A 24,311-nucleotide genomic window follows, 5' to 3' on the forward strand; every position below is an offset into this window, starting at 1 on the left:
GACCCGCCCGTCCGGCGCCAGGGCCCAACGGCCCCGCCGCCCGTCCGCGCGGGAGCCCGCGGCCGCCCGGTCCCGGCAGCCGCCCCGGTACGCCGGTTGCGCCGCCGACGGCTCACGCGGGCCGCCCCAGGTCGAACCCGACGTCCACCACCCCCTCCACCGACCGCGCCATCCGGGCGGCCACCGGGACCAGGGCGGTGTTGCGGATCTCGCCGGTGAAGGTCACCACGCCGTCCGCCACCCGCACCCCCACGCTCCGGCCCCCGCCGGGGAAGAGGGGCCCGACGACCTCACGGCGCACCTCCCGGGCGATGTCCTCGTCCGGACGCAGGAACACCTTCAGCAGGTCCCCGCGGCTGACGACGCCGACCAGCAGGCCGTCGGCATCGGTCACGGGCAGCCGCTTGACACGCCGGTGCGCCATGATCCGCGCGGCCTCGGCCAGCGTGGCGCGGGCGTGGACGCACACCGCCGGCGCCGTCATCAGCTCGCCCGCGGTCACCGCCCCCACCCGGGACAGCTCCTGGGGGCGCCGGAACTGCTCCATGCGGCTGGGGTCGCCGTCCCGGAACTCCTCCTTGGGCAGCAGATCCGCCTCGGAGACGACGCCGACGACGCGGCCCTCGCCCTCCAGCACCGGCAGAGCACTGACCTTCCACTGCTCCATGGTCATCACGATCTGCTTGAACGGGGCGTCCCGGCCGACGGAGACGACGGTCTGGCTCATCACATCGCTGACGGTGTGCGGGGTGCGCGGGGCGCCGTCCGCGCCGTCCATGCTGTCCATGGGCTCCTCCTCGAAGTCGTCCGCCGTGACGCGCGTCACGGCATGGGGCCGCTGCCGTAGGGCCCGTACAGGTCCAGCAGCCGGGTGCGGGCCGCCTGCAGCCGGTGCGAGATGATCTCGGCCATCCGCAGGGCCACCGCTCGCCCCAGCACCGGGTCGGCCTCGCACAGCTCCCGCACCCGGGCGGCGTCGAACTCCAGGGCCCGCACCGGGCTGAGCGCCTCGGCGCCCAGCTGCCAGGTGTAGGGCGGGAAGAGCCATGACCAGCCCAGCAGGTCGCCGTGGGAGAGGGTCTCCACCGCCGCGGGGCGGCGGCCGGGCACCCGCATGTCGAGGGTGACCGAGCCGGTGCGGATCACCCAGAACCGGTCGGCCCGGTGGCCCTCCTCGGAGATGCGGGCGCCGGCGGGGAAGGAGACCTCGCGGGCGAGTTCCAGCAGCCGTTCGCGGCTTTCCGGGGGCAGTGCCCCGAGCAGGTTGTTGGCGGTGACGATCATCGCGGGCCTCCCTGGCGGTGAGTGGGTGGTGTGCGTGCAGGCGTCCGCTTCCGGCCGGGCGTCGTGGCGGTCCGCCGCCGCTCCCTCTACTCCCGTTGTACTCCCGCGGCCGGGAAGTGGTGCCTCGCCGTCATCGTCGGATTTCCCGCCCCGCCGGGGCAGGGGCCGCACGGGGCCCCGGGGCGGGACCTTCGGCCCCCGAGCACGGGCCCGCGGACCCCTGCCGCGCCGGCCGCCGCCGCGAGACGGTGTGAATGTGCCCGACCGGCGGGCCGACTTCTTCCGTGAAGGGGATGAGCGACATGGCAGTCCACGGCCACACGCACGGACACCGGGGGTTCCGCCTCCCGGTGCGGCGCACCACCCGGACCGCACCCGCGTCCGGCGAGACGGCGGCCGCGGCGGCCGTGGTGCCGGCGGCATCGGCCGCGGCCCGCGTCCTGGCCGGGGTCCGCTTCGCGACCGGGTTCGTCTTCCTGTGGGCGTTCGCGGACAAGGCCTTCGGCCTGGGCTACGCGACCCCCGCCGAGCGGGCCTGGACCGGGGGAGGCTCCCCCACGGAGGGCTTCCTCAGCGGCGTGGCCGTCGGCCCCCTGGAGTCGTTCTTCCACGGCATCGCCGGGGCCGCCTGGGCGGACTGGCTGTTCATGCTGGGCCTGCTCGGCATCGGTCTCGCCCTGACCGCCGGGGTCGCACTGCGGCTCGCGGCGGTCGCCGGCACCGTGATGATGGCGCTGATGTGGGCGGCGGAGTGGCCCCTGGCCCGGCACCTGTCGGACGGCAGCCCCAGCATGTCGACCAACCCGGTGGTGGACTACCACGTGGTGTACGCCGCCGTCCTGATCGTCCTGGCGGTCGCGGCGGCGGGCGACACCTGGGGGCTGGGCCGGTGGTGGGCCCGGCTGCCCCTGGTCCGCGGCCTCCCCTGGCTGCGGTGAGCCCGCCGCCCCGGAGCGGACCACCGGCCCGCGGCGCCCCGGGACGCCGCGGGCCGGCCGTTTCCCCGCCGCGCGGGACCCGCGGGACTTCGGGCCCGCGCGGAAGGGACCAGTGACCCCTGCCGAACGCGGGTACCCGGACCGATCATGGAAACGAGAGCGGTGGAAAGCCGCCCGTCAACGGAGGTGTTGTGATGGTACGTACGGTCACCGTGGGAGTGGACGGCTCGGCCGAGAGCCTGGCCGCCGCCGACTGGGCGGCCCGGGAGGCGGCGCGGCGCGGGGCGCCGCTGCACCTCGTCCACGTGCGGGAGCCCGACCCCTTCACCCCTCCGGACTCCTTCGCCGACCCCGAGACCCGGCAGCACTGGGCCCAGCGGATCCCGCGCGAGGCGGCGAACGGCCTCGCCCGCCGCCACCCGGAGCTGGAGATCACCACCGACCAGCTCACCGGCCGTCCCCCCGAGGTGCTGACCGCGGCCGCTGAGCAGGCCGAGGTGCTGGTCATCGGCACACGCGGCCTGGGACCCGTGGCCGGCTTCCTGGTCGGTTCCATCGGCCAGGCCACCGTCGCCCGTGTGGAGTGCCCGGTGGTGCTGGTGCGGGCCGAGACGTCGAAGGAGGGCGGACCGGAGAGCGCCGAGCCCCCCGCCCCGCCCCGCGATGTCGTCATGGGACTGGAGCTGTACCGGCCGGCCGACGAGCTCATCGAGTTCGGCTTCGACGCCGCCGCCCGGCGCGGCGCCGCGCTGCGGGTCATCCACGGCTGGAACCCGCCGCTGGTCTACGGCGTCGACCCCATCGCCGTCGACCCCCGTCTGGCCACCGACCTGGCCCAGGAGAGCTCCCGCGCCCTGAACGACGCGCTGCGCCACTGGAGGGAGAAGTACCCGGACGTCGAGGTGAAGGCGCAGGCCGTGGTGGGCCGGGCCGCCCGCCACCTGACGGAGGCGTCCGAGGACGCCTCGCTGGTCGTCGTCGGCCGCCGCATCCGCCGTTCGCCGGTCGGGTTCCACATCGGACCGGTCGCCCACGCGGTCATGCACCACTCCAAGGCGCCCGTCGCCGTCGTCCCGTTCGGCTGACGGGCACCTGCCGCGACTGCGGGCGCCCCCGGGCCGCGACCCCTCGGTGAACACCGAGGGGTCGCGCCCCTGTCGTTTCCCGTATGAGCGCCACGCCTTCCGGGCGGGCGCACGACGGAAGGGGTAAGCGGATGTACGACGTGACCGGGGGACCGGGCACCGGGCGGGACGCCCTGGCGTCGGTGGGGGGAGAGACGGCGGGCGCGGCGGGCGTCAGTGTGGAGGGCGGCGGTGTGTTCGCCGCCGGCGGCCGGCCGGTGGCCCGCTTCCTGCTGCGCGACGGCGAGGCGGCGTGCTCGGTGCCGCGGGCCGCCGGGACACCGGTGACCGGCTGCCGGAAGGCGCTCACCCGGCGACTGGACCAGGAGCGCCCGGGGCAGCCCGGCGCGATCACCCGCGCTCCGGCCGACGCCGGGGTGACCGTGGAGGCCCCGCACTCCGGCCACGACCACCGGCCCGTCATCGTGGCGGACGACCCCGTCGCCGCCGCGGCGGCGACGGCCGCCCGGGGCCGGGCCGGGCCCCGGTGCGTCAGGCAGCACCGCAGCTCCGTCAGATCGCCATGGCCTCCTGGATCCACCGCCGCACCCGGTAGGGCAGCCACAGCACCAGGGGCCCCACATCGGCCACCAGGCGCTCCTCGCGGAACTCCGCCAGGACCGGCGCGGGCACGTCACCGGCGCGGGCGCCGTAGGCGAGCGCGGTGATGGCCGCGTGGTACTCGGGCCCGTCGGCGGTGAAGCGGCGCAGATCCCCCCAGCGGCGGTCGCGTATCTGCACGAAACCCGGACCCTGCCGCCACAGGCACTTGCACAGGTAGTGCCCCTCGCGCCACCGGGCCAGCGCGTCGGCCGCGTCCTTCGGCCCCTCCAGCTCACCGGGCGGCTGGAGGTGCCCCAGGACCTCCCAGTCGCCGGAGGGCTCCGGGGCCAGCCGCAGCCGCCACTCGACGAACACCGCGCGTGCGGTGAGGTCGCGCACCAGGCACAGGTCGCGGACGGCACGGGCAGCGGCACCGGGATCGCCGGCGGCGGCGAGGTCCACCGTGCGAGGCAGGCGCACCCGGCGGGCGCCCGACTCCCACAGCCGGTCCACCGCGGCCGCGACCGGGCCCTCGATCCGCACATCGCCCAGGCGCATGCCGGGCAGCGCGCACGCCTGCGGGTCGTAGTCGCGCCAGGCGGTGACTGTCAGCGGCGCCGGGCCGCCGGTGTGTTCCGTGATCGTCGTACTCAACGTGTCCTCTCCCTCGTCGGTCTGCCCGGCCGGTGGCCGGTGGTCTGCGGTCTCCGGCGGCCTGTGGGACCGTCAGACACCGGCCGTCGGCCGCGCCGGTACGGAGCCGCCCTCCCGCGGCGCGGCGTGCAGATGGCGCATGAAGTCCAGCCGCAGCAGGTCCTCGTTGACCGCCGCGGGGGCCACGTGCACGTACTGGCCGCCCTCGGCGAAGACCAGACCGAGCCCCAGCCAGCGCTCCAGCAGTTCCCCCACGGCGTCCCCCTCCACGGCGTACGGCAGCCGGGCGGTGAGTTTCCGGGTGAGGGCCGCGGGGGTGTGCGGCTGGTCCAGCAGGCGGAAGGCGGCGACCTCCAGCGGATCGTTCAGTTCCAGCGCGCCCCAGTCGAACAGCCTCCGGCGGCTGACCAGCACGATCCGGTCGCCCAGGTCGGCGTGGGTGAGCCTGCTGTCGGTATGGGCCTTCTTCCAGGCGGCCAGCGCCTCGTTGAGCGACTTCACGGTCTCCTCGCCGATGCCGCGTGCCGGGGCCTCGAACACGTAGGCCAGGTCGTAAAGCTCCTCCTCGGGCAGGTCGTAGGTGAAGCGGTAGTGCTCCTCGGCGCGCAGTCCGGAGAAGCCGAGCTCGGGGCGGGTGAAGTACGGGCTGAAACGCTCGATGGCGATGCGGGCGGACAGATCGACCGGCGGGTTCAGGTGTTCCAGCGCCGGTATCTGGGCGATGACCCCCTCGTAGTCGGCGGCCGTCTCGCCGGGGAAGCCGTGGAGGTAGTTCCAGGAGACCGACAGGCCGGTCTCGGCGCCGTCCCGCAGCATCCGGACGTTCTGGCAGCCGCTGACCCCCTTGTCCATCAGCCCCAGCACACGGCTGTTGAGACTCTCGATGCCCGGCTGGACGTAGATCAGACCCGCGTCCGCGAGGGTGCGCAGCTGGGAGCGGCGCATGTTCGCCTTGATCTCGATGTGCAGCCGCAGGTCGTACCCGCTGTCGATGACGCGGGGCAGCACCGTGTTGAGATAGCCCATGTCGAGGATGTTGTCGACGACGTACATGTCCAGCACCCGGTGCCGGCGGGCCAGCTCCATGATCTCGTCGTGGAAGACCTCCGGGCTCTTGCTGCGGAACTGCATGAACGAGCCGTTGAGCCCGCAGAAGGTGCAGTGGTGCTTCTCGCCCCACCAGCAGCCGCGGGCCCCCTCGACGACGAGCTTGGGCTCCACCCAGTTGCGGGCCACGGAGGCGGCCAGCCGCTCGAAGTAGCCGGTGTAGTCGGGCGGCAGAATGGCGGACGGGGGCATCGGCGAGGTGCTCATCGGACTGGCGGTGCTGGATCCGTCCGCCCCCCGGTGGCACAGTCCCGGTATGTCCGACGGGTCCGACCCCTCGGCCAGCGCGGTCAGAAGCCGGGGGAAGGCCACCTCGCCCTCACCGCGCACCACGTGGTCCACGAAGGGGAAGTTGCGGTGGACGGCGGCGCCCTGCTCGGCGTCGCAGTTGGCGCCTCCCATGACGGTCACGATGTGCGGGGCCAGCAGTTTGACCTGCCGGGCGGCGGCCAGCGCGGCGGTGTTCTGCTGGAAGGTGGAGGTGAAGCCGACCACGTCCGGGCCGTACGCCACGATTCGCTCGGCGGTCTCCCGGACGAACTCCGGAGCGATCCGGTGCAGCTCCCGTGTCAGCCGCAGACGGGAGGACCGCAGCTTCCCGCTCATCACGGAGGTGAACTCCTCGGTCCGCCACTCGGGATCGTCGTAGAGGGCGGAGGAGAAGACCCAGTCGCCGCACCCCATGAAGTAGGAGGACAGGGCGTAGTACTCGTAGTCGTCCCCGGTGAACTCCATGCGGCGGGTGATCCAGTCGGTGAACTCCAGGTTGGCGTGCAGCACCTCGGCCCGGCCGCCGGGAACCCGCTCGTCCACGCTGCGCTTGAGGATGCCGAGCGCCAGGGACGGCAGATCGATCGGTGACCAGGGCATGTTGACCAGCAGGACGCGCATGGCAGCTCCTCGGTACGGAAGATGTGGCCAGAAGCGGGCGGCGGCGAGGGCCGGTGGCCGCCCGGCCCGGCGGTGAGGCCGGACCGGGCGGTGAGGAGTCACTCCTCCTCGGTGTCCTCCGCGTTGCGGAACGGGATGGTGACGGTGATGCCGACGGAGGGCTTGCGGTTCTCCTCGTCGCCCGCGAGCGGGTCGTTGTTGATGACGTCCTTCTGCATGGCTACCTCCTCTCGTGGTCCACTCGGTCCCCGGCCGCCGCTGCCGGCGGCCGGTCCTGCCCCCGCCCCGGCCGGGGCGGGGAGTCGTGATCGCGGCCGGTCGCCCGGCCGGCGCCGCGCAGCTCCCGGTCCAGGAAGCCCAGGGCCCGGCGCAGCACGGCGACGTGGTCACCGCCGAGGTAGCCGTCGTGTCCGGAGTCCAGCCACATCTCCTCGTGGCGCACTCCCGAGGCGCGCAGCGCGGCCAGGTACGTGCGGACCTGCTCGGGCGGGCACTTGACGTCGTGGAGCGCGGCGGCCATCAGCAGCGGCGCCCGCACCCGGTGCGCGTAGTGGACGGGGGAGCTGCGTGCGTAGAGTTCGGGCACCTGCTCGGGGGTGCCGCCGAACAGTGCCTCGTCCAGGGCGCGCAGGGCCGGCGTACCGGTGCGGTGGGCGGTGGCGCAGTCGGCCAGCGGTTTGACGGCCACCCCCGCGCGCCACAGCCCGGGCCGGGTGCCCAGTGCCAGCAGGACGAGGTAGCCGCCCCAGGAGGTGCCCCACAGGCCCACCGCGCCGGGATCGGCCAGCCCGCGCGCCAGTACGTCGGCCCGGACCGAGACGAGGTCGGCGACCTGGGTCAGGCCCACCCCCTGGCCGTACGCCGCGCGCCAGCGGGGCCCGTAGCCGGTGGAGCCGCGGTAGTTGACCCGGGCCGCGGCGAAGCCCGAGGCGACCAGCGAGTGCACGACCGGGTCGTAGGCGTCCCGGTCGTGGTCGGCGGGGCCGCCGTGGACGAGCATCACCAGCGGCGGACGGACGGCGGGGCGCTCGGGGAGGCTGAGCAGGGTGTGCACGTCCCCGTCCGGCCCGGGCGTCCACAGTTCGGTGTGCCGCCCGGGCACCCGGACGGCGGGCGCGTCCGCGGCCGGCGGCGGGGCGCCGGAGGCGGAACGGGCGTGCGGCGGGGTGGCGGTGTCGGTCCACAGGTAGTGCACGTCCCCGTCCGGCCGGGGCACGGCGTCCAGAACGCTGCCGCGGGGCACCGGCACGGGGGTCAGGGTCCGCCGGTCCAGGTCGGCGGTGAACAGCAGGCTGCGGCCGCGGCGGTCCTGGCGCACCAGGACGCGGCGCCCCCGGGGGTACCAGCGGGCGGTGATCTCGGTGTCGAAGGCGCACCACCGGTGCGGGCGTACCCCGTCCCCGGCACGCCAGGTGGCGGTCTCGTAGCGGTCGCCGTCCTGCCGCACCAGCAGCAGCTCCGCCTCGACGTCTCCGCTGCTGCCGGGAGCGGCGGGGGCGGCGGGGGCGAAACCCAGCGCCCACAGCCCGCCGCCCCGGCCGGACAGCTCCGCCACCGTCTCGCCGGAGGCGGTGTGGACGGTGACGGCCCGCTCCGAGGAGGCCGACCGGGTGACGACCAGCAGTCGGCCGTCCGGGGAGAGCCCGGAGAGGACCGCGTGCCCCTCCACCCGCACGGCCGGCCGGCCCGTGCCGCCGCGCCGGCCGAGGTGGACCGTCAGACCGTTTTCGTCGCCGAGTCCGACGGCGACCGTCCCGTCGGCGCCGACGGCCAGCCCGCGCGGGGTCGCGGCGGGCAGGCCGGTCAGGCCGGGCCGTACGGGACCGCCGTGGAAGTCCTGGTGGAGCCAACGGCCGCGGCCGTTCTCGTCCTCGTCGAACCACCAGACGGCGGCGTCGGCGTCGATGGCGCAGTGCAGGGTTCCGAGCGGTCGGTCGGTGACCTGCCGGGCGCGGCCGGTACGGGCGTCGAGGGCGAAGACCTCGCAACGGCCGCCGGCGTCACCGGTGAGCACCATCAGCGCCGGGTCGCCCGGACAGACCTCCGGCAGCACCGGCCGGTAGACGCGGTAGCCGGAGGCGGGGCGGCCCGCGTCCGGTGCGGAGGCGGCGGTCGTGCTCATGGCGCTCCCTTCGCCGTCACGGCCGGCCCGGAGGAGGGCACGGACAGGGCGCCGCGGGCCACCGCCAGCGTGGTGCCCGCGGCGAGCAGGGCCAGCAGCGCCGCACACCCCGCGATCGTCGGCGCGGCCCCGACCCGGGCCACGGCCGTCCCGGCGGCGAGGGGCGCCACCGCCGCGGCGATCCCCGCCGCGGTGGCCAGCGCCGTTCCGGTGCGGGCCTGCAGCGCGGGCGGCGTCACCCGCAGCACGCGGGTCTGGAGCACCACCACGGCGGCCGGGACCAGCAGGGAGACCGCGCCGAACAGCAGCCCGTACGACCAGGGGCCGCTTCCCGCCGCCAGTCCGGCGGCGGGCGCCACCACCAGCCATGAGACCGCCACCAGCGTCCGTGGCGCGGTCAGCCGCCTGACCACGGAGGGCGCGGCCAGCGCCCCGGCGAGGCCGGCGGCGCCCGCGACGGAGAACACCAGCCCCACGGCGGCCGGGCCCCGTCCGCCGTCCTGGAGGGCGAAGACGATGGTGTAGTGGAGCGCGACCAGCAGCCCGCCGGCGGCGGCGGTCCACACCAGCACCAGACGCAGCACGGGGGAGCGCAGGACCAGGGCGAGACCCGCTCCCGCCTCGGAGGCGAAGGCCGCCCACCGGGCCCGCGAAGGACGCGTGTCCCGCCCCTGCGTCCCCGCCGGGGCGAGGTCCGAGCGCATGCCGCGCACGCACAGCGCGGCGACGAGGTAGGACAGGGCGTCCGCCAGGAACGGCAGCCACCGGGCGGCCTGGTAGAGCAGCCCGCCCAGCAGCGGCCCCAGCACCAGGGCGCCCTGCTCGCCGGCCTGGAGCCGCGAGACCACTCCCGGATGGTCGTCCGGAGGGCAGACCAGGGCCACGGTGCCGCGGGCCGCCGCCTCCTGGCAGGAGGTCGCGACGCGTTCGACGAGGACCGCGGCGAACAGGTGCGCCGGATGGAGCGGGCCCAGCGCCAGGGCCGCTGCGAGCGATCCCAGCGCGGCGGCTGACACCGCGGCGGAGAGGATCATCACGCGGCGGCGGGCGCCCCGGTCGGCGGGGACGGCGGCGAACGGGCCCAGCAGCAGCCCCAGCGCGGTGGAGACCCCCGCGACCGCTCCGACGAGCGCGGGGGAGTACCCCAGGCCCAGCAGGAGCAGGGGGAGGGCCAGGCCGGAGACCTGGGTGCCCAGGGCGTCGGAGCTGTTGGCCCACCACAGCAGCCGTACGTCACGGCCCGGAGCGGAGGGCCGGTGCCCGCCGGCCGCGGCCCGCCTCATCGGCCGGACCGGGGGCGCGGCGGGGGGAGCGGGGCGGTGCACGTCGCGGCGCGCGGGGCGGAGAGCCGCGCGGAAGGACGTGCGCCCAGGCGGATCAACGCGGGTAAAGCGCCCGTGTCTCGCGATACCGGACCTTGTTCCACGCGCAGCCCTTCCACTCGACCTCCACGCGATGTCCGTGAAGGCCGGATCCGATGGTCGACATGCGAAGAAACCGTGTGCGAATCGCAGCGGGCGGGAGTCTAGTCACGGGGTGACGCGGGTCACAAGAGGCTTGAGGGAAAGGCGAGTTGGGACCGCGGAACGGAACGCGTCCGTCCGCGCCCCGGGCGACCGGGAACGCGGACGGACGATGCCGGGGAGCGGCGGGAGCCGGGTTCAGCGGATGTGGCGGCCGGAGACCGCGCGGGCGATCACCAGGCGCTGGATCTCGCTGGTGCCCTCGAAGATCGTGTAGATCTTGGCGTCCCGGTACATCCGCTCCACCGGATGCTCCCGGCTGTACCCGGCGCCGCCGAGGACCTGGACGGCCTTCTCGGTGGCGGCGACGGCCAGTTCGCCGGCGCGTAGTTTGGACATCGAGCCCTGGGCCGCGTCGAAGGCGCGGCCGTTGCGCGCCATCCAGGCCGCCTGCCAGATCAGCAGGCGGACGGCCTCGATCTCGGTCCGCAGATCGGCCAGGGCGAAGGCGACGGCCTGGTTCTCGACGATGGGACGGCCGAAGGCGACCCGGTCGCCCGCGTACCGCAGGGCGTACTCGTAGGCGGCGCGCGCGATGCCGAGCGCCTGCGCGCCCACGGTGGGCCGGCTGACCTCGAAGGTCGCCATGGCGGCCTGCCCCCTGGCCCGACCGCCCTCCCTGGCGCGGGCCAGGCGCGTCTCCAGCCTCTCCCCGCCGCCCAGCAGGCAGTGGCCCGGCACCCGCACCTCGTCCAGGAAGACGTCGGCGGTGTGCGACGCCCGCAGCCCCAGTTTCCTGATCTTGCGTCCGGCCTCCAGGCCGGGTGTGCCGGGCGGGACGATGAACGCGGCCTGGCCGCGTGCGCCGAGCTCCGGCTCGACCGAGGCCACCACCACGTGCACGTTCGCGATGCCGCCGTTGGTGATCCACGCCTTCTGGCCGCTGATCACCCACTCGTCCCTCGCCTCGTCGTACCGGGCGCGGGTGCGCATGGCCGAGACGTCGGAGCCGGCCTCGGGCTCGGAGACGCAGAAGGCCGCCACCTCGGGGGCGCTCTCGTCGCCGAAGCACTGCGGAACCCACTCGGCGAGCTGGTCGGGGGTGCCGGCGGAGAAGACGCCCGCCACCGCGAGCGAGGTGCCGAACAGGGCCATGCCGATGCCGGCGTCGCCCCAGAACAGCTCCTCGTTGGCGATCTGGAGGGACAGGCCCGAGGGGTCGCCGTACATGTCGGCCAGGGACTCGAAGCCGTACAGGCCGATCTTCGCCGCCTCCTGGATGACGGGCCAGGGGGTCTCCTCCCGCTCGTCCCACTCGGCGGCGGCCGGGCGCACGACGTCGGCGGCGAAGCCGTGCACCCACTCGCGAAGGTCGTTCTGCTCCTCGGTGAGGTCGGGACAGAAACCGCTCATGATCCGGGTTTGCCCCTCATGCCTTGGGGATGTCGAAGTAGCGGGTCAGGCCGGAGGCCAGGCCTACATCGCCGGCCAGCTTCAGCCTGCGCGTCATGAACATCGTCACGGGGCTGGCGTTGCCGGAGACGAGTCTGAGGAACTCGGCGTCGCCCATGGTCAGCGTCACGTGCGGGTCGGTGTCGCCGCGGCCCTCGCGGACGGTGCAGGAGCCGCCGGAGACGGCGATCTCGCGGACGACCTCGGTCTCCCCGGTGACCTTCCAGCGGATCACGGCGTCCAGCGATCCGGCCCGCTCGGGGCGGAACTGCCGCTCCATGCGCCGGAAGACCTCACCGAGCACGCGCATCCGCAGTTCGCCGCGCATGATCTCGGCGATCTCCTTGTTGGACAGGCCCTTGACGATCCGCGCGAACTCCTCGGGGGAGACGGCAGTGAAGTCGAGGTCGGCGAGGTCGGCCGGCTCCCGGCTGACGCCGTTGGTCATGTGGTTCCCCTTCACTCTTCTTACCCAAGAGTAAATTTACTGGTGAGTAAGATTACGACGTGGTAGGTAGGCTGGCAAGAGTGAGCGGCGAACGCAGGCGACGGGTGCCCCGGCGGGTCCGGGAACAGCAGATCATCGACGTGGCGGTCCAGGTCTTCGCAAGGCGCGGATACCATCCCGCCTCGGTGGACGAGATCGCCGAGCTGGCGGGCATCTCCAAGCCGATGGTCTACCTCTACCTCGACTCCAAGGAGGGCCTGTTCCTGGCCTGCCTGCGCCGCGAGGCCGAGCGGCTGGTGGCGGCCTTCCAGGGCGCGGCGCGCGATGTGCGCACCCCGGAACTGCGGCTGTGGGCCGGGCTGTCGGCGTTCTTCGCCTTCGTGGCCGAGCACCGTGACAGCTGGGTCGTCCTCCACCGCCAGGCGTCGCAGCTCAGCGAGGCCATCACCGCCGAGGTCGCCCAGGCCCGCCGCGCGGTCATGGCCGAGGTCGCGGGCCTGGTCCGGGACGGGATCGGCGAGGCGCTCGGGCCGGTCCCGGTCGCCGACGAGGAGGCCGACTTCGTGGCCCACGCACTGGTGGGGGCGGCGGACTCGCTCACCGACTGGATGGAGCGCCATCCCGGGGAGCCCCCCGAGCGGGTCGCCCGGCGTCTGATGAACATCGTGTGGGTGGGCATGCGCAACGTGCTGGCCGGGGAGGTCTGGGCACCTCCGGCGGGCTCCGCCGGGAGGCCCGGGGCACCGGGGGCGCCGGCGGGCCCGGAGCACTCAGTCCAGGAGTGAGACCTCGCCGCGCAGGTGCTCGCGCCCCGCGTCGCCGTCCCCGCGCAGCCCGAAGTCCCACAGTGCGCCGGCTTCGGCCGACGCGGCCGGCCCCGTGGCACGGAAGCGCACCGCCGAGGGCAGCGGGACCGGGGCCCGGAAGGAGACGTCCACCCGGCAGGCGCCGGGCACACGCTCCTCCAGCGCCGCCAGACAGCGGGCCTTGGTCCACATGCCGTGCGCGATGGCGCGCGGGAAGCCGAACAGCCGCGCGCTGAGCGGGTGCAGATGGATCGGGTTGCGGTCACCGGAGACGGCGGCGTACGCGCGCCCCGCCGAGCCGGTCACCTCCCAGCGCTCCTCCAGCACCGGGCCGCCCGCCCCGTCGGGCAGGGCGGCGCCGGACGCGGTCCTGTCGGACGCGGCCCCGCCTGAGCGGGCTTCGGCACCCGGCGCGGGACCGGCCGCCGCGCGCTCCCGGCGCAGATACGTGCTGACCGACCGCCACACCGTACGGGCGCCGTCGTCGGCCTCGGCCGTCACATCGAAGGCGGTGCCCTTCGGGTGCGGCCGGAGGTCCCCGGCCCACACCCGGTAGGTGAGCCGCTCCCCGGCCTCGATCGGCCTGTGCCGGTCGATCCGGTTGGCGATGTGGACCAGCCCGAGCAGCGGCAGCGGGAAGTCCCGCCGGGTCATCAGCGACATCGCCAGCGGGAAGGCGACGACGTGCGGGTAGGTCATGGGCAGCCGGGAGGCGTCGGCGAAGCCGCAGACCCCGGCGTAGCGGCGCAGCCGCCCCGGGTCGGCCGCGGCATCGCGCAGCACCAGTCGCCGCGCCGGCACCGTACCGCCCCGCATGCCGCCGGACCTGGGCAGCACCGCGCGGACGTACAGCCCGGCCGTGTCCGGCGCGGACGACATCTCCAGCGTCTCAGGCCCCCCGCGGCCGGCGCCCCCCGTGCTGTCCGGGCCCTCTGTGCCCTCCATGTCCTCCACGCCCTCCACGTCTGTCACACCCTCACGCTCCCAGCAGGGACTGGCCGCACACCCGCAGCACCTGGCCGCTGACCCCGCCGCTGCCGGGCGAGGCGAGATAGGCGACGGCCTCGGCCACGTCGACGGGCCGCCCGCCCTGCTTCACGCTGTTCATACGGCGGCCCGCCTCCCTCACGAACAAGGGCACCGCCGCCGTCATCCTCGTCTCGATGAAGCCCGGGGCCACCGCGTTGACGGTGACGCCGCGCCCGGCCGTGACCGGTGCCAGGGCCTGGACCAGCCCGATCAGACCGGCCTTGCTCGCCGCGTAGTTGGTCTGCCCGACGTTGCCCGCGATGCCGCTGATGGAGGAGGTGCACACGATCCGGCCGCCCTCGCGCAGCGCCGGCTCCCCGGAGCCCCGGGCCTCCAGCAGACGTTCGGTCAGGCGTTCCACCGCGGTGAGGTTGACCGCGATCACCGAGTCCCACTTCGCGGCGTCCATCCGGCCCAGGGTCTTGTCGCGGGTGATGCCCGCGTTGTGCACCACGACGTCCACGCCGCCGTGGCGGTCGCTCAGGTGCTCCGCAAGGGCGCCTGCGGCATCGTCGGCGGTGATGTCCAGCTCCAGCGCGTCCCCGCCGATCCACCCGGCCAGCTCGCGCAGCTCCCGGCCCTGGCCGGGCACGTCCAGGCAGACCACGGTCGCCCCGTCCCGGGCCAGGGTCTCGGCCACCACCGCGCCGATGCCGCGTGCCGCTCCGGTGACCACGGCCGTCCTCCCGTCCAGCGGGCGCTCCCAGTCGGCCGGTGCGGTGGTCCCCGCGACCGGTTCCCCGATCCGGACCACCTGGCCGGAGACGTAGGCGGAGCGGGCCGAGAGCGCGAAGCGCAGTGTGGACTCCACCGCGTCCTCCGCTCCGGGCGCGACGAGCAGCAGATGCGCGGTCGCCCCGCGCCGCAACTCCTTGCCGACCGAGCGTACGAAGCCCTCCAGCGCCCGCTGGGCGACGGCCTGCCGCACCCCGCCGGCCGCCTCGGGCGGGGTGCCCAGGACCACGACCCGGCCGCAGGGGGCCAGCGAGCGGATCCGCGGATGGAAGAAGTCGTGCAGGGCGCGCAGCCCGCCGCTGTCGGCGATGCCGGTGGCGTCGAAGACCAGTGCGGCGGGGGCCTCCTGCGGACCGGAGGAACGGGAGGGGGCGGGGGAGCCGCTCGCCGCGCCCGGCAGCGCGGCCACCAGCTCGCGCAGCGGCCCGGTCAGCCGGCCGCCCCCGGCGCCGTCCACGACCACCGGGCCGGACAGGACGGGGCGGCCCGGGCGGTGGCGCTCCAGGATCTCCGGGCGCGGCAGCCCCAGGCGCCGGGCGAGGAGCGCCCCGGGTCCGGAGGCCGTCAGCTTCTGGTAGCGATCCACCGTTGATTTCTCCTTACGCATGAGTAAGTTTACTCCGAAGTAAGTAGAAGGGTTTCCTACCACAAGGAGTGGTGGCCATGGCAACGGCCGTCCGCCGCGTCGCGATCGTCGGCAGCAACCGCATCCCCTTCGCCCGGGCTGACGGGCCCTACGCCACCGCCTCCAACCGGGAGATGCTCTCCGCCGCGCTGGCCGGCCTGATCGAGCGCCACGGCCTGCGCGGCGAAGTGCTGGGGGAGTTCGCCGCGGGAGCGGTCCTCAAGCACAGCCGGGACTTCAACCTCGCCCGGGAGGTGGTGCTCGGCAGCGCGCTGGACCACCGCACCCCCGCGTACGACGTCCAGCAGGCCTGTGGAACGGGTCTGGAGACCGTCATCCTCGTCGCGAACAAGATCGCCCTGGGGCAGACCGAGTGCGGCGTCGCCGGCGGCGTGGACACCGCCAGCGACGCACCGCTGGGCGTCAACGACGACCTGCGGAAACTGCTGCTCAAGGCCCGCCGGGCCCGCTCCCTGCCCCGGCGCCTGGGCGCCCTGGCCGGGTTGCGCCCCGGGCACGCCGTCCCCGACGTCCCCCGCAACGCCGAGCCGCGCACCGGCCTGTCGATGGGCGAGCACGCCGCCCGTACCGCCGCCGAGTGGGGCATCGCCCGCGCCGACCAGGACGCCCTGGCCGCCACCAGCCACCGGCGCCTGGCCGCAGCCTACGAGCGCGGCTTCCTGGACGACCTGGTCACCCCCTTCCGGGGCCTGGAGCGCGACCAGAACCTGCGCCCGGACAGCACGCCGGGGAAACTCGCCCGCCTCAGGCCGGTGTTCGGCGAGGGCGAGAGGGCCACCATGACCGCCGGCAACTCCACCCCGCTGTCCGACGGCGCCTCCACCGTGCTGCTGGCCGGCGAGGAGTGGGCCGCGGAGCGCGGCCTGCCGGTACTGGCCTACCTCACCCACTCCCGCGCCGCCGCCGTCGACTTCGTCGACGGCCCCGACGGGCTGCTCATGGCACCGGTGTACGCCGTACCGAAGCTGCTCCGGGACGCCGGACCGAAACTGGGCGACCTCGACCTGTACGAGATCCACGAGGCGTTCGCCTCCCAGGTCCTGGCCACCCTCGCCGCCTGGGAGGACGAGGAGTTCTGCGCCCGTCGTCTGGGCCTGCCCGGCCCGTTGGGCACCGTCGACCGCGACCGGCTCAACGTCGCCGGGTCCTCCCTCGCGGCCGGACACCCCTTCGCAGCCACCGGCGGCCGGATAGTGGGCACCCTCGCCAAGCTGCTCCACGAGAAGGCCGCCGAACGCGGCGGGCCCGCGGCCGACGGGGAGCCGGCCGTACGCGGCCTGATATCGATCTGCGCCGCGGGCGGACAGGGCGTGACCGCACTCCTGGAGCGCTGACCGCCGGGCCCGTACGAGCCACCGTCCGTACGGGCCCGCCTCTCCCCCCGGCACCACCGCCGACATCCCCTTCACCACCGCCGAACAAGGCCCCGACGCGGTGGTGCTGCGCCGCCGGGAGGCCGGCCGGTGGACCCCGGTCACCGCGGCGGCCTTCGCACGCGAGGTGAACGCGGTCGCCAAGGGGCTGATCGCAGCCGGGCTCCGGGCCGGTGACCGGGTCGCGCTGATGTCCCGCACCCGCTACGAGTGGGAACTGTTCGACTTCGCGGTCTGGGCGGCCGGCGGGCAGACCGTACCGGTCTACCCCACCTCCTCGGCCGACCGGACCGAGTGGATCCTGCGCGACTCCGGCGCCCGCTTCCTGGTCGTGGAGACCGAGGAGAACGCCGTCACCGCCGCGGCCGTCGCGGTCTCCGTCCCCGAACCGCCGCGCACCTGGCGGATCGACGCCGGGGCCGTCGCCCAACTGTCCGACCTGGGAAGGGAGGTGGGCGACGAGAAGGTGACCGAGCGCCGTGCCGGCCTGACCTCCGACACCGTCGCCACCGTCTGCTACACCTCCGGCACCACCGGCCGCCCCAAGGGCTGCGTGCTGACCCACGGCAACCTCCAGGCCGAGGCTTACAGCACCGTGCGGCTGCTGCACCCGGTCTTCGAGGCGGCCACCGGCAAGAAGGCCTCCACCCTGCTGTTCCTGCCGCTGGCCCACATCCTGGGCCGCACCATCCAGATCGCCTGTCTCCAGGCGTGCATCGAACTCGGCCACTGGCCCAGCATCAAGCCCGACGAACTGCGGCCCGAACTCAAGCGGTTCCGCCCCACCTTCCTCGTCGGCGTGCCCTACCTCTTCGAGAAGATCCACGACACCGGACGCGCCACGGCGGAGAAGATCGGCCGCGGCTCCTCCTTCGAACGGGCCGACCGCATCGCAGTGCGCTACGGCGAGGCCTTCATGGACACCTTCCGCGGCACCGGGACCGGCACCGGCCCCCGTCCCGGACTCTCCCTCGCCCGGGGCCTGTACGACCTGCTGGTCTACCGGCGCGTCCGCAAGGAGCTCGGCGGCAGGCTCCACTACGCCATCAGCGGCGGCTCCCCCCCCCCTGGACCGCCGCCTCAACCTCTTCCTCGCCGCCTGCGGCATCATCGTCTACGAGGGCTACGGCCTCACCGAGACCACCGCCGCCGCCACCCTCGTCCCGCCCCTGGACCCGCGCCCGGGAAAGGTGGGGCAGCCCATCCCCGGCACCGCCGTGCGCATCGCCGACGACGGCGAGGTGCTGATCAGGGGCGGCGTCGTCTTCGACTCCTACCGGAACAACCCGCAGGCCACCGCGCAGGCCCTGCGGGACGGCTGGTTCACCACCGGAGACATCGGCTTTCTGGACGAGGAGGGCTACCTCACCATCACCGGCCGCAAGAAGGACATCATCGTCACCTCCGGCGGCAAGAACGTCTCCCCGGCCGTGCTGGAGGACCGGCTGCGCAGCCGGCCGCCGATCGGTCAGTGCATGGTCGTCGGCGACAACCGGCCCTATGCGGCGGCGCTCATCACCCTCGAACCCGACGCCCTGGAGCACTGGCTGTCGGTGCGCGGGCGCCCCCTCGACACCCCCTTCGCCGAGCTGGACAAGGACCCCGAACTCCTCGCCGACGTCCAGCGCGCCGTGGACTACGCCAACGAGGCGGTCTCCCGGGCGGAGTCGATCCGCCGCTTCGCCCTGATCGACGGGGAGTTCACCGAGGACAACGGCCTGCTGACCCCGTCGCTGAAGGTCAAGCGCCATGTCGTGGCCGCCGTCCACGCGGACCGGATCGACGCCCTCTACCGGAAGTGAGGGGGCACCGCCATGAGCGACCACCACCGCGGAACCGGCCGCGCGTACGACTGCGGCGTGATCGTGGTCGGTTCCGGTTCCGGCGGTCCGGTGTCCGCGCCGCGGCTGACGGAGAAGGGCTACCGGGCCGGGGTGCTGGAGGCGGGGCGGCGTTTCACCCGCCGGACGCTGCCGAGGAACTCCTGGGAGCCGGGGAACTACCCGTGGGCCCCGGCGCCGGGCCTGTACGGCATCCGGCGCATCCATCCATCTCGGCCGTGGACGGTTCGGCCGTCTCCCGCCAACCTCGGCGTCAACCCGTCGCCGACCAACACCGCCCAGGCGGAGCGGCGATGTCCCTGTGGCCCGGCGGGGGCGAGGACGACCCGCGCCCCGAGCAGGGCGCCGACCACGTACGCGCGAGGCCGGTGGCGCCCCGCGGCCCCGCCTGCCCCGTGCACGCCCACGCGGTCCTGGCCCTGCCCGTGCGGCCGGGACCGGCCGCACGGGCAGGGCCCCACGCGTGTGACGGCCGAACGGCCCACCCTCCGCCGATCGGCCGAGCGTGACAGGAGAAGAAGGCAGAGCTGCCGGAGCCTGGGGGAGACGGCCCGGCGACCCGCCGGACGTCACCCTTCCCGACACCCGGAGGGCACCATGCGCCACATCATCCGAGGTGACCGCGCGGCGCTGGCCGCGATCGCCATAGTCCTCGCCGGCTGTTCCGCGACGGCCGGCTCCCGGACCCCCGCGACACCCGACGACCGGGCGCCGAAGGCGCCGGGGAACGCACAGCAGGACTCCCACCAGAACCCGCAGCGGGGCAGATCCGAGGGGGCACGGGGCGGTTCCGGGGAAACCGACCCGGCGGCGGTGCGGGCCAACGAACTGGGCGCCGTACCGGTGCTCATGTACCACCAGATCACGGACGAACCACAGAGCATCGACGACCGCACCCCCCAGGAGTTCCGCGCCGAGCTGGAGCGGCTGGCGCGGGAGGGCTACGTACCGGTCACCGCAAGGGAGTTCACCGGAGGAGACATGAACATACCCGCCGGAACACACCCGGTGGTCCTCACCTTCGACGACTCCACCCCCAGCCAGTTCCGGCTCGGCGAGGACGGCCGCCCCGCCCCCGGCACAGCGGTGGACATCCTCCTGGAGGTGGCCGAGAACCACCCGGGCTTCCGGCCCGTGGCGACCTTCTTCGTCAACGCCGACCCGTTCGGCGAACCCGGCGGCCGCAAGACGCTGAAGTGGCTGGACGACCACGGGTTCGAGGTCGGCAACCACACTCTGGAACACAGCGCTCTGGAGGACGCCGACGACGCGATGGTCCAGTGGGACATCGCCTCCAACCAGTGGCTGATCGACAAGGCGCTGCCCGACTCGCCGGTGGTGTCGATGGCGCTTCCCTACGGCTCCGTGCCCCGCAACCGGCAGCTCGCCCTCACCGGCGAGTACGGCGGCGTGCGCTACCGCCACCAGGGCGTCTACCTGGCCGGCGGCCGCCCCGCTCCCTCGCCCTACTCCTCCGACCTCGATCCCGGTGCCATCCCGCGCATCCGCTCCCAGGAGACCGACACCGAGGAGGGCGCGTACAGTTCCTCGGCCTGGCTGGACAAGCTGGGCGACGGCACGGTCGAGCCGTACACCTCCGACGGCGACCCGGAGACGGTCAGCTTCCCCCGGAAACAGGCGCCCCGGCTCGCCTTCGACCACCAGGAGGCCGCACGGCCGTACTGACGTACTGACCGGCCGTACCGCCGGGCCGCCCGGGCCGGCCGTGTGCTATCCCGAGCGGGGGTGCGGTACGGCGATCACCTGGTCGTCGTCCTCGTAGACGATCCGCCCCGGGTCCGAGGACCGCAGGCACCGGTAGGCGACACCGTGCGCGGCGAGGATCTCCAGATAGCCGTCCACGCGCTCGATCAGGTGCCGGGCCGAGGACTTGAACCACGCCACCGCGCCCGGGTTCACCGCGGGGTCGTAGACCGTGGGGTCCACCGAGGTGGGGTTGGTGAAGTTGGCGTCATACCAGGCGTTGTTGACCCGCCGGAAGAGTTCCTGCCCGGTGGTCAGCCGGCCCGCCCGGGCCAGATTGTTGACCAGTGCGAAAACCCCGGGGTGGACATCCCGTCCGCCCCGGTCCGCACTCTGGAAACGCACGTACCGCGCCCGCTCCACGCCGGCTCCCGATCTTCTTCGGCCCCGCACGCCGCCTGCCCCCGCCCCTCGGGACGGGCGTCTCAGGAGACGGTGCGGGGGATGTCCTGCTCCGCCCAGACGACCTTCCCACCGGGCGTGCGGCACGAACCCCAGTTGCGGCTGAGCATGTTGACCAGCTGCAGGCCGCGCCCGCCCTCGTCGCTGAGCTCCGCGTGCTGGATCTGGGGCAGGTCGGGGCCGGTGTCGGACACCTCCAGCGTCAGCCTCTCGTGCCGCATCAGACGAAGCTGCCCGGGCCCGCCGCCGTACCGCAGGGCGTTGCCGACCAGCTCGCTGACGACCAGCTCGGCGATGTCGGAGAGCTCCTCCAGGCCCCAGAGGGCGAGCCGTTCGGTGACCAGGGAGCGGGCCGCGGACGCGGCGGTGCCGTCCGGCGGCAGCGGCCACACGCACAGGTCGGTGCCCGGCGGCAGCTTCCCGCCGGCGGCCACCAGCAGGACGGACTCGTCCAGGCGCTCCCCGCTCCCCGGCGCGATCCCGTCCGGATCCCGGTGCTCCAGCAGCCGGTCCACCAGCTCCGGAGCGGTCTTCGCCAGCCGCCGAAGCTGTACGTCGATGTCCCCCCGGCGCGTCTTGACCAGGCCGTCGGTGTACAGCACCAGGCGGCTTCCGGCGGGCACCCGCACGGTGGCCGAGTCGTAGGGGATCACCCCGGCGCCCAGCGGCGCCCCGGCGGGCACCTCGACCCGTGAGACGGTGCCGTCGGCGTCCACCAGCAGCGGCGGCATGTGCCCCGCGCCGGCGATGGTGCAGTTCGCGGTGGCCGGGTCGTAGACGGCGCACAGACATGTGGCGACCTGGTCGTCCTCCAGGTCGCGGGCGGCCAGGTCCAGCCGGGCCAGTACGCGGTCGGGGGCGGTGTCCAGCGCCAGCAGCGTGCGGCCGACCGTGCGCAGCCGCCCCATCGTGGCCGCCGCGGGCACCCCGTGGCCCATGACGTCCCCCACCACCAGGGCCGTCCGGCCGCCGGGCAGGGCGACCACGTCGAACCAGTCGCCGCCGACCCCGCTGGGATCCAGGCTCGGTGTGTAGTGGGTGAGGACCTCCAGGCCCGGTGTGTTCGGGGTGGCGCGGGGCAGCAGGCTGCGCTGGAGGGAGAGGACGTGCTCGCGCTCGCGCCCGTAGAGGCGGGCGTTGTCGATGAAGACCGCCGCCTTGGAGGCCAGCTCCGTCGCCAGCTCGACGTCGGCGCGGGTGAACGGGGGGCTGCCGGGGCCGCGGATGAAGTCGGCGACCCCGAGCAGCACACCGCGGGCGGTCAGCGGCACGGCCATGTAGCTGTGCACCCCCGCCTGGCGCAGCTTGGCCGCCGCGCTGGGCGTCGGGGCCACCCGCACGTGGTCGTCGCGCCTCATCCGGCTCAGCAGGACCGGCTCCTGGGCCCGCAGGCAGTGGACCGAGAGCAGCGTCTGGGGGTGGACGGAGAGCTCGCCGGGCTCGTCCGGTTCCAGTTCCTCCATCTCGACGATCGAGGACACCGCGACGGCCCGGGTAACCGGCGGCTCCGCTCCCGTCCACCGCTCGCCGCCCCCGCCGCGCAGCACCGACTCCAGCAGGTCGACGGCCGCCCCGTCGGCCAGTCGCGGTACGGCGAAGTCGGCCAGTTCCTGTGCGGTCCGCTCCAGGTCGAGCGTCGTGCCGATCACGGTGCTCGCCTGGTTCAGCCACGCCAGGCGGCTGCGGGAGGCACGAGGGCGGGCCAGGGCGGCGGTCGCGCGGCGCATGCGCACGGGCGTCCGGCCGCTCCGCACGGGCCGATGCCGCCGGTGGCCACCGCTGCCGTTCGCTGTCACGACTCTCCCCACTCGCACCCCGCCACTGGTGCCTCAAGGGTCTTCCAGGCCGTGGGCGGCGGCTTGTCGGGAAGAGGAGCGCTGAGCCGAACGGAGGCACCTGCTCCGCTTCCGTCGGCCCACCCCGGGGCTTCGGCGACCGTTGACGGGTGCCGATCATCGCACACGGCAGACGGCCGTGAACTGCTTTCCGGGAGTTCCGGACCCTTCCGCGGCGAGCACCGCCGCCCTGTCTTCCGAGGGTAGGGCAGCCGTCCCCGGGGTGCTCCCGGGGCGGGGAGGAGCGGTCCCCGGGAGCCGGTTCTTGACGCGCCGTCGGCACGGCGGCTTGGTGTTCCTGCTGGGAGCGCTCCCATTTCGCCGGAAGGGCGACCGTGCGCAGCGGGCCGTCGGCCGGGCGGCCGTCGCCCGGTTTTCCGGAGTCTGCCGGAGAACCTGGCACGGGAACCGCCCGCGGCGCTACCATCCTCGACTGTCGCACATTGCTGCAATTACATCTGCGCTTGCAGATGTAATTGCAGAAACGTCGACGCCGATACGCGGAACAACGGAACGTCATGGCCGAGGCCCGGTCCGAGGGGAAGGCCGCGGCCGGTGAGGGGCGACAGTGCAGCAGACCGTCAACGGCATGCCGGCCGGGGATCTCGAGGGCGCGGTGTGGCGCAAGAGCCGCCGCAGCAGCATGGGCAACTGCGTCGAACTCGCCCCGCTGCCGGACGGCGCGGTGGCCGTGCGCAACTCCCGTCACCCCGACGGCCCCGCCCTCGTCTACACCCGTGAGGAGATGACGGCCTTCCTCCGGGGCGCCAAGGACGGCGAGTTCGACGACATGGTCGGCTGAGCCGAGGCCGGGCGGGGCCGGAGGGAGGGCTTCCGCGGGGTCGGCCGAACCGGCGGCCGACCGGGGGCACCGCTGTACGACGCGGTGGCGCCGGTGGCACACTGGGTGTCTGTCCCTTCACTCAGGAGAGCACTCATGGCCGCCGAACCGAGCCGCTCCTTGTCGATAAAGCGCTATATCGGACATCCCAAGGGCAGCCCGACGGTGCTGCGCCTGGTGGTCGGCTCCCAGCTTCGCCGGCTGCGCAAGGAACGCGGCATCGACCTGGAGGAGGCGGCCAAGGCGATCCGCGGCTCCACCGCCAAGGTCAGCCGCCTGGAGCGGGGCCAGGGCGCGTGCAAGGAGCGCGATGTCGCGGACCTGCTCACGCTCTACGGTGTGCTGGACGAGGGCGAGCGGGCGGACTTCCTCGCCCTGACCCGCCAGACGAACACCCGCGGGTGGTGGCACCGCTACAGCGACGTCCTCCCCGAGTGGTTCGAGCGGCACCTCGGTCTGGAGGAGGCCGCCGAGGTCATCCGCACCTACGAGGTGCAGTTCATCCCGGGCCTGCTGCAGACGGAGGAGTACGCACACGCGGTGACCCGCCTGTGCCACCCCCACGCCTCCGTCCAGGAGAACGACCGGCGGGTCCGGCTGCGCATGGAACGGCAGGCGCTGCTCACCCGGCCGGACGCCCCGCGCCTGTGGGCGGTCCTGGACGAGGCCGCCCTGCGGCGCCCGCTCGGCGACACCGAGGTGATGCGCGGTCAGCTCCGCCACCTGATCGAGGCGGCGCGGCGGCCGAACGTCACGCTGCAGGTCGCGCCGTTCGAGACCGGCGGCCTGGCCGCGGTGGGCGGCCCGGTGACGATACTGCGCTTCCCCGAGCCGGACCTGCCCGACGTCGTCTACCTGGAGCAGCTGACCAGCGCCCTCTACCTGGACAAGGAGGAGGACGTCGATTACTACCTGTCCATCATGGACCGGCTGTGCGCGGTCGCCGAGACCCCCGTGAACAGCGTGGGTTTCCTGGAAGGGCTGCTGGAGAGGCTCGGCTGAACACGGGGTCG

The 24,311-nt window shown here is 74.2% G+C and carries 19 protein-coding genes and 2 pseudogenes; 9 read left to right on the forward strand and 12 right to left on the reverse strand.

Annotation, left to right across the window (positions count from 1 at the left end; genetic code table 11):
• Positions 1-112: 112 nt before the first annotated feature.
• Both ACGRHY_RS24360 and ACGRHY_RS24365 read right to left on the reverse strand, forming a co-directional pair.
• Entirely contained in the window at positions 113-787 is a 675-nt protein-coding gene (locus tag ACGRHY_RS24360; protein ID WP_394637449.1) for a CBS domain-containing protein, read from the reverse strand.
• 35 nt (positions 788-822) lie between these two features.
• On the reverse strand, positions 823-1,284 hold the full coding sequence (locus tag ACGRHY_RS24365) for a Crp/Fnr family transcriptional regulator (protein WP_394637450.1): 462 nt from the start codon (positions 1,282-1,284) through the stop codon (positions 823-825).
• 302 nt (positions 1,285-1,586) lie between these two features.
• Between ACGRHY_RS24365 and ACGRHY_RS24370 the strand changes: the two genes are divergently transcribed.
• Both ACGRHY_RS24370 and ACGRHY_RS24375 read left to right on the forward strand, forming a co-directional pair.
• Complete coding sequence (locus ACGRHY_RS24370; RefSeq protein WP_394638184.1) at positions 1,587-2,222, forward strand: hypothetical protein; 636 nt, start codon at positions 1,587-1,589, stop codon at positions 2,220-2,222.
• 194 nt (positions 2,223-2,416) lie between these two features.
• The gene (locus ACGRHY_RS24375) at positions 2,417-3,307 is read left to right on the forward strand and encodes a universal stress protein (RefSeq protein ID WP_394637451.1); all 891 of its coding nucleotides are present in this window, start codon (positions 2,417-2,419) and stop codon (positions 3,305-3,307) included.
• A gap of 552 nt (positions 3,308-3,859) precedes the next feature.
• Here the strand turns inward: ACGRHY_RS24375 and ACGRHY_RS24380 are convergent.
• The 6 genes from ACGRHY_RS24380 to ACGRHY_RS24405 form a co-directional block, all read right to left on the reverse strand.
• On the reverse strand, positions 3,860-4,543 hold the full coding sequence (locus ACGRHY_RS24380) for a DUF5825 family protein (protein ID WP_394637452.1): 684 nt from the start codon (positions 4,541-4,543) through the stop codon (positions 3,860-3,862).
• Positions 4,544-4,615: 72 nt separating this feature from the next.
• Complete coding sequence (locus tag ACGRHY_RS24385) at positions 4,616-6,541, reverse strand: RiPP maturation radical SAM C-methyltransferase (RefSeq protein ID WP_394637453.1); 1,926 nt, start codon at positions 6,539-6,541, stop codon at positions 4,616-4,618.
• A gap of 220 nt (positions 6,542-6,761) precedes the next feature.
• Positions 6,762-8,663, reverse strand: a complete 1,902-nt coding sequence (locus ACGRHY_RS24390) for an alpha/beta hydrolase family protein (RefSeq protein ID WP_394637454.1) — start codon at positions 8,661-8,663, stop codon at positions 6,762-6,764.
• The gene (locus tag ACGRHY_RS24395) at positions 8,660-9,946 is read right to left on the reverse strand and encodes an MFS transporter (protein ID WP_394637455.1); all 1,287 of its coding nucleotides are present in this window, start codon (positions 9,944-9,946) and stop codon (positions 8,660-8,662) included. The genes ACGRHY_RS24390 and ACGRHY_RS24395 overlap by 4 nt, the downstream gene beginning before the upstream one ends.
• Positions 9,947-10,324: 378 nt before the next feature.
• Entirely contained in the window at positions 10,325-11,539 is a 1,215-nt protein-coding gene (locus ACGRHY_RS24400) for an acyl-CoA dehydrogenase family protein (RefSeq protein WP_394637456.1), read from the reverse strand.
• Positions 11,540-11,555: 16 nt separating this feature from the next.
• A complete protein-coding gene (locus ACGRHY_RS24405; protein ID WP_394637457.1) occupies positions 11,556-12,026 on the reverse strand; it encodes an SCP2 sterol-binding domain-containing protein in 471 nt (156 codons plus the stop codon).
• Positions 12,027-12,106: 80 nt separating this feature from the next.
• Between ACGRHY_RS24405 and ACGRHY_RS24410 the strand changes: the two genes are divergently transcribed.
• Positions 12,107-12,811 (forward strand): TetR/AcrR family transcriptional regulator, encoded by a 705-nt coding sequence (locus ACGRHY_RS24410; RefSeq protein ID WP_394637458.1) that lies wholly within the window; start codon positions 12,107-12,109, stop codon positions 12,809-12,811.
• Here ACGRHY_RS24410 and ACGRHY_RS24415 read toward each other — a convergent pair.
• Positions 12,797-13,804, reverse strand: a complete 1,008-nt coding sequence (locus ACGRHY_RS24415; RefSeq protein WP_491630967.1) for a MaoC family dehydratase — start codon at positions 13,802-13,804, stop codon at positions 12,797-12,799. The genes ACGRHY_RS24410 and ACGRHY_RS24415 overlap by 15 nt on opposite strands.
• A 4-nt stretch (positions 13,805-13,808) precedes the next feature.
• Positions 13,809-15,203 carry a 3-oxoacyl-ACP reductase gene (locus ACGRHY_RS24420; RefSeq protein ID WP_394637459.1) on the reverse strand — a complete coding sequence of 465 codons (1,395 nt, stop codon included), beginning with the start codon at positions 15,201-15,203 and terminating at the stop codon, positions 13,809-13,811.
• 56 nt (positions 15,204-15,259) lie between these two features.
• Here ACGRHY_RS24420 and ACGRHY_RS24425 point away from each other — a divergent pair, with 56 nt between their 5' ends.
• From ACGRHY_RS24425 to ACGRHY_RS24440, 4 genes and pseudogenes are all read left to right on the forward strand, one after another.
• Positions 15,260-16,576, forward strand: a complete 1,317-nt coding sequence (locus ACGRHY_RS24425; protein ID WP_394637460.1) for an acetyl-CoA C-acetyltransferase — start codon at positions 15,260-15,262, stop codon at positions 16,574-16,576.
• A gap of 1 nt (position 16,577) precedes the next feature.
• Positions 16,578-18,417: pseudogene (locus ACGRHY_RS24430) on the forward strand (AMP-dependent synthetase/ligase); the annotation flags it as partial.
• A gap of 12 nt (positions 18,418-18,429) precedes the next feature.
• Positions 18,430-18,663: pseudogene (locus ACGRHY_RS24435) on the forward strand (cholesterol oxidase); the annotation flags it as partial.
• 390 nt (positions 18,664-19,053) lie between these two features.
• Positions 19,054-20,142: a polysaccharide deacetylase family protein gene (locus tag ACGRHY_RS24440; protein WP_394638186.1), complete on the forward strand. Its 1,089-nt coding sequence runs from the start codon at positions 19,054-19,056 to the stop codon at positions 20,140-20,142.
• 45 nt (positions 20,143-20,187) lie between these two features.
• Here ACGRHY_RS24440 and ACGRHY_RS24445 read toward each other — a convergent pair whose 3' ends face one another.
• On the reverse strand, positions 20,188-20,565 hold the full coding sequence (locus ACGRHY_RS24445) for a hypothetical protein (RefSeq protein WP_394637461.1): 378 nt from the start codon (positions 20,563-20,565) through the stop codon (positions 20,188-20,190).
• 80 nt (positions 20,566-20,645) lie between these two features.
• Complete coding sequence (locus ACGRHY_RS24450; RefSeq protein WP_394637462.1) at positions 20,646-22,349, reverse strand: ATP-binding SpoIIE family protein phosphatase; 1,704 nt, start codon at positions 22,347-22,349, stop codon at positions 20,646-20,648.
• Positions 22,350-23,025: 676 nt separating this feature from the next.
• Here ACGRHY_RS24450 and ACGRHY_RS24455 point away from each other — a divergent pair.
• The gene (locus ACGRHY_RS24455; protein WP_394637463.1) at positions 23,026-23,259 is read left to right on the forward strand and encodes a DUF397 domain-containing protein; all 234 of its coding nucleotides are present in this window, start codon (positions 23,026-23,028) and stop codon (positions 23,257-23,259) included.
• A gap of 135 nt (positions 23,260-23,394) precedes the next feature.
• Positions 23,395-24,300 (forward strand): Sco1979 family transcriptional regulator, encoded by a 906-nt coding sequence (locus ACGRHY_RS24460; protein ID WP_394637464.1) that lies wholly within the window; start codon positions 23,395-23,397, stop codon positions 24,298-24,300.
• Positions 24,301-24,311: the final 11 nt, after the last annotated feature.

Origin of the sequence: Streptomyces shinuiensis (assembly GCF_043660855.1) — a bacterium.
Classification (GTDB): Bacteria; Actinomycetota; Actinomycetes; order Streptomycetales; family Streptomycetaceae; genus Streptomyces.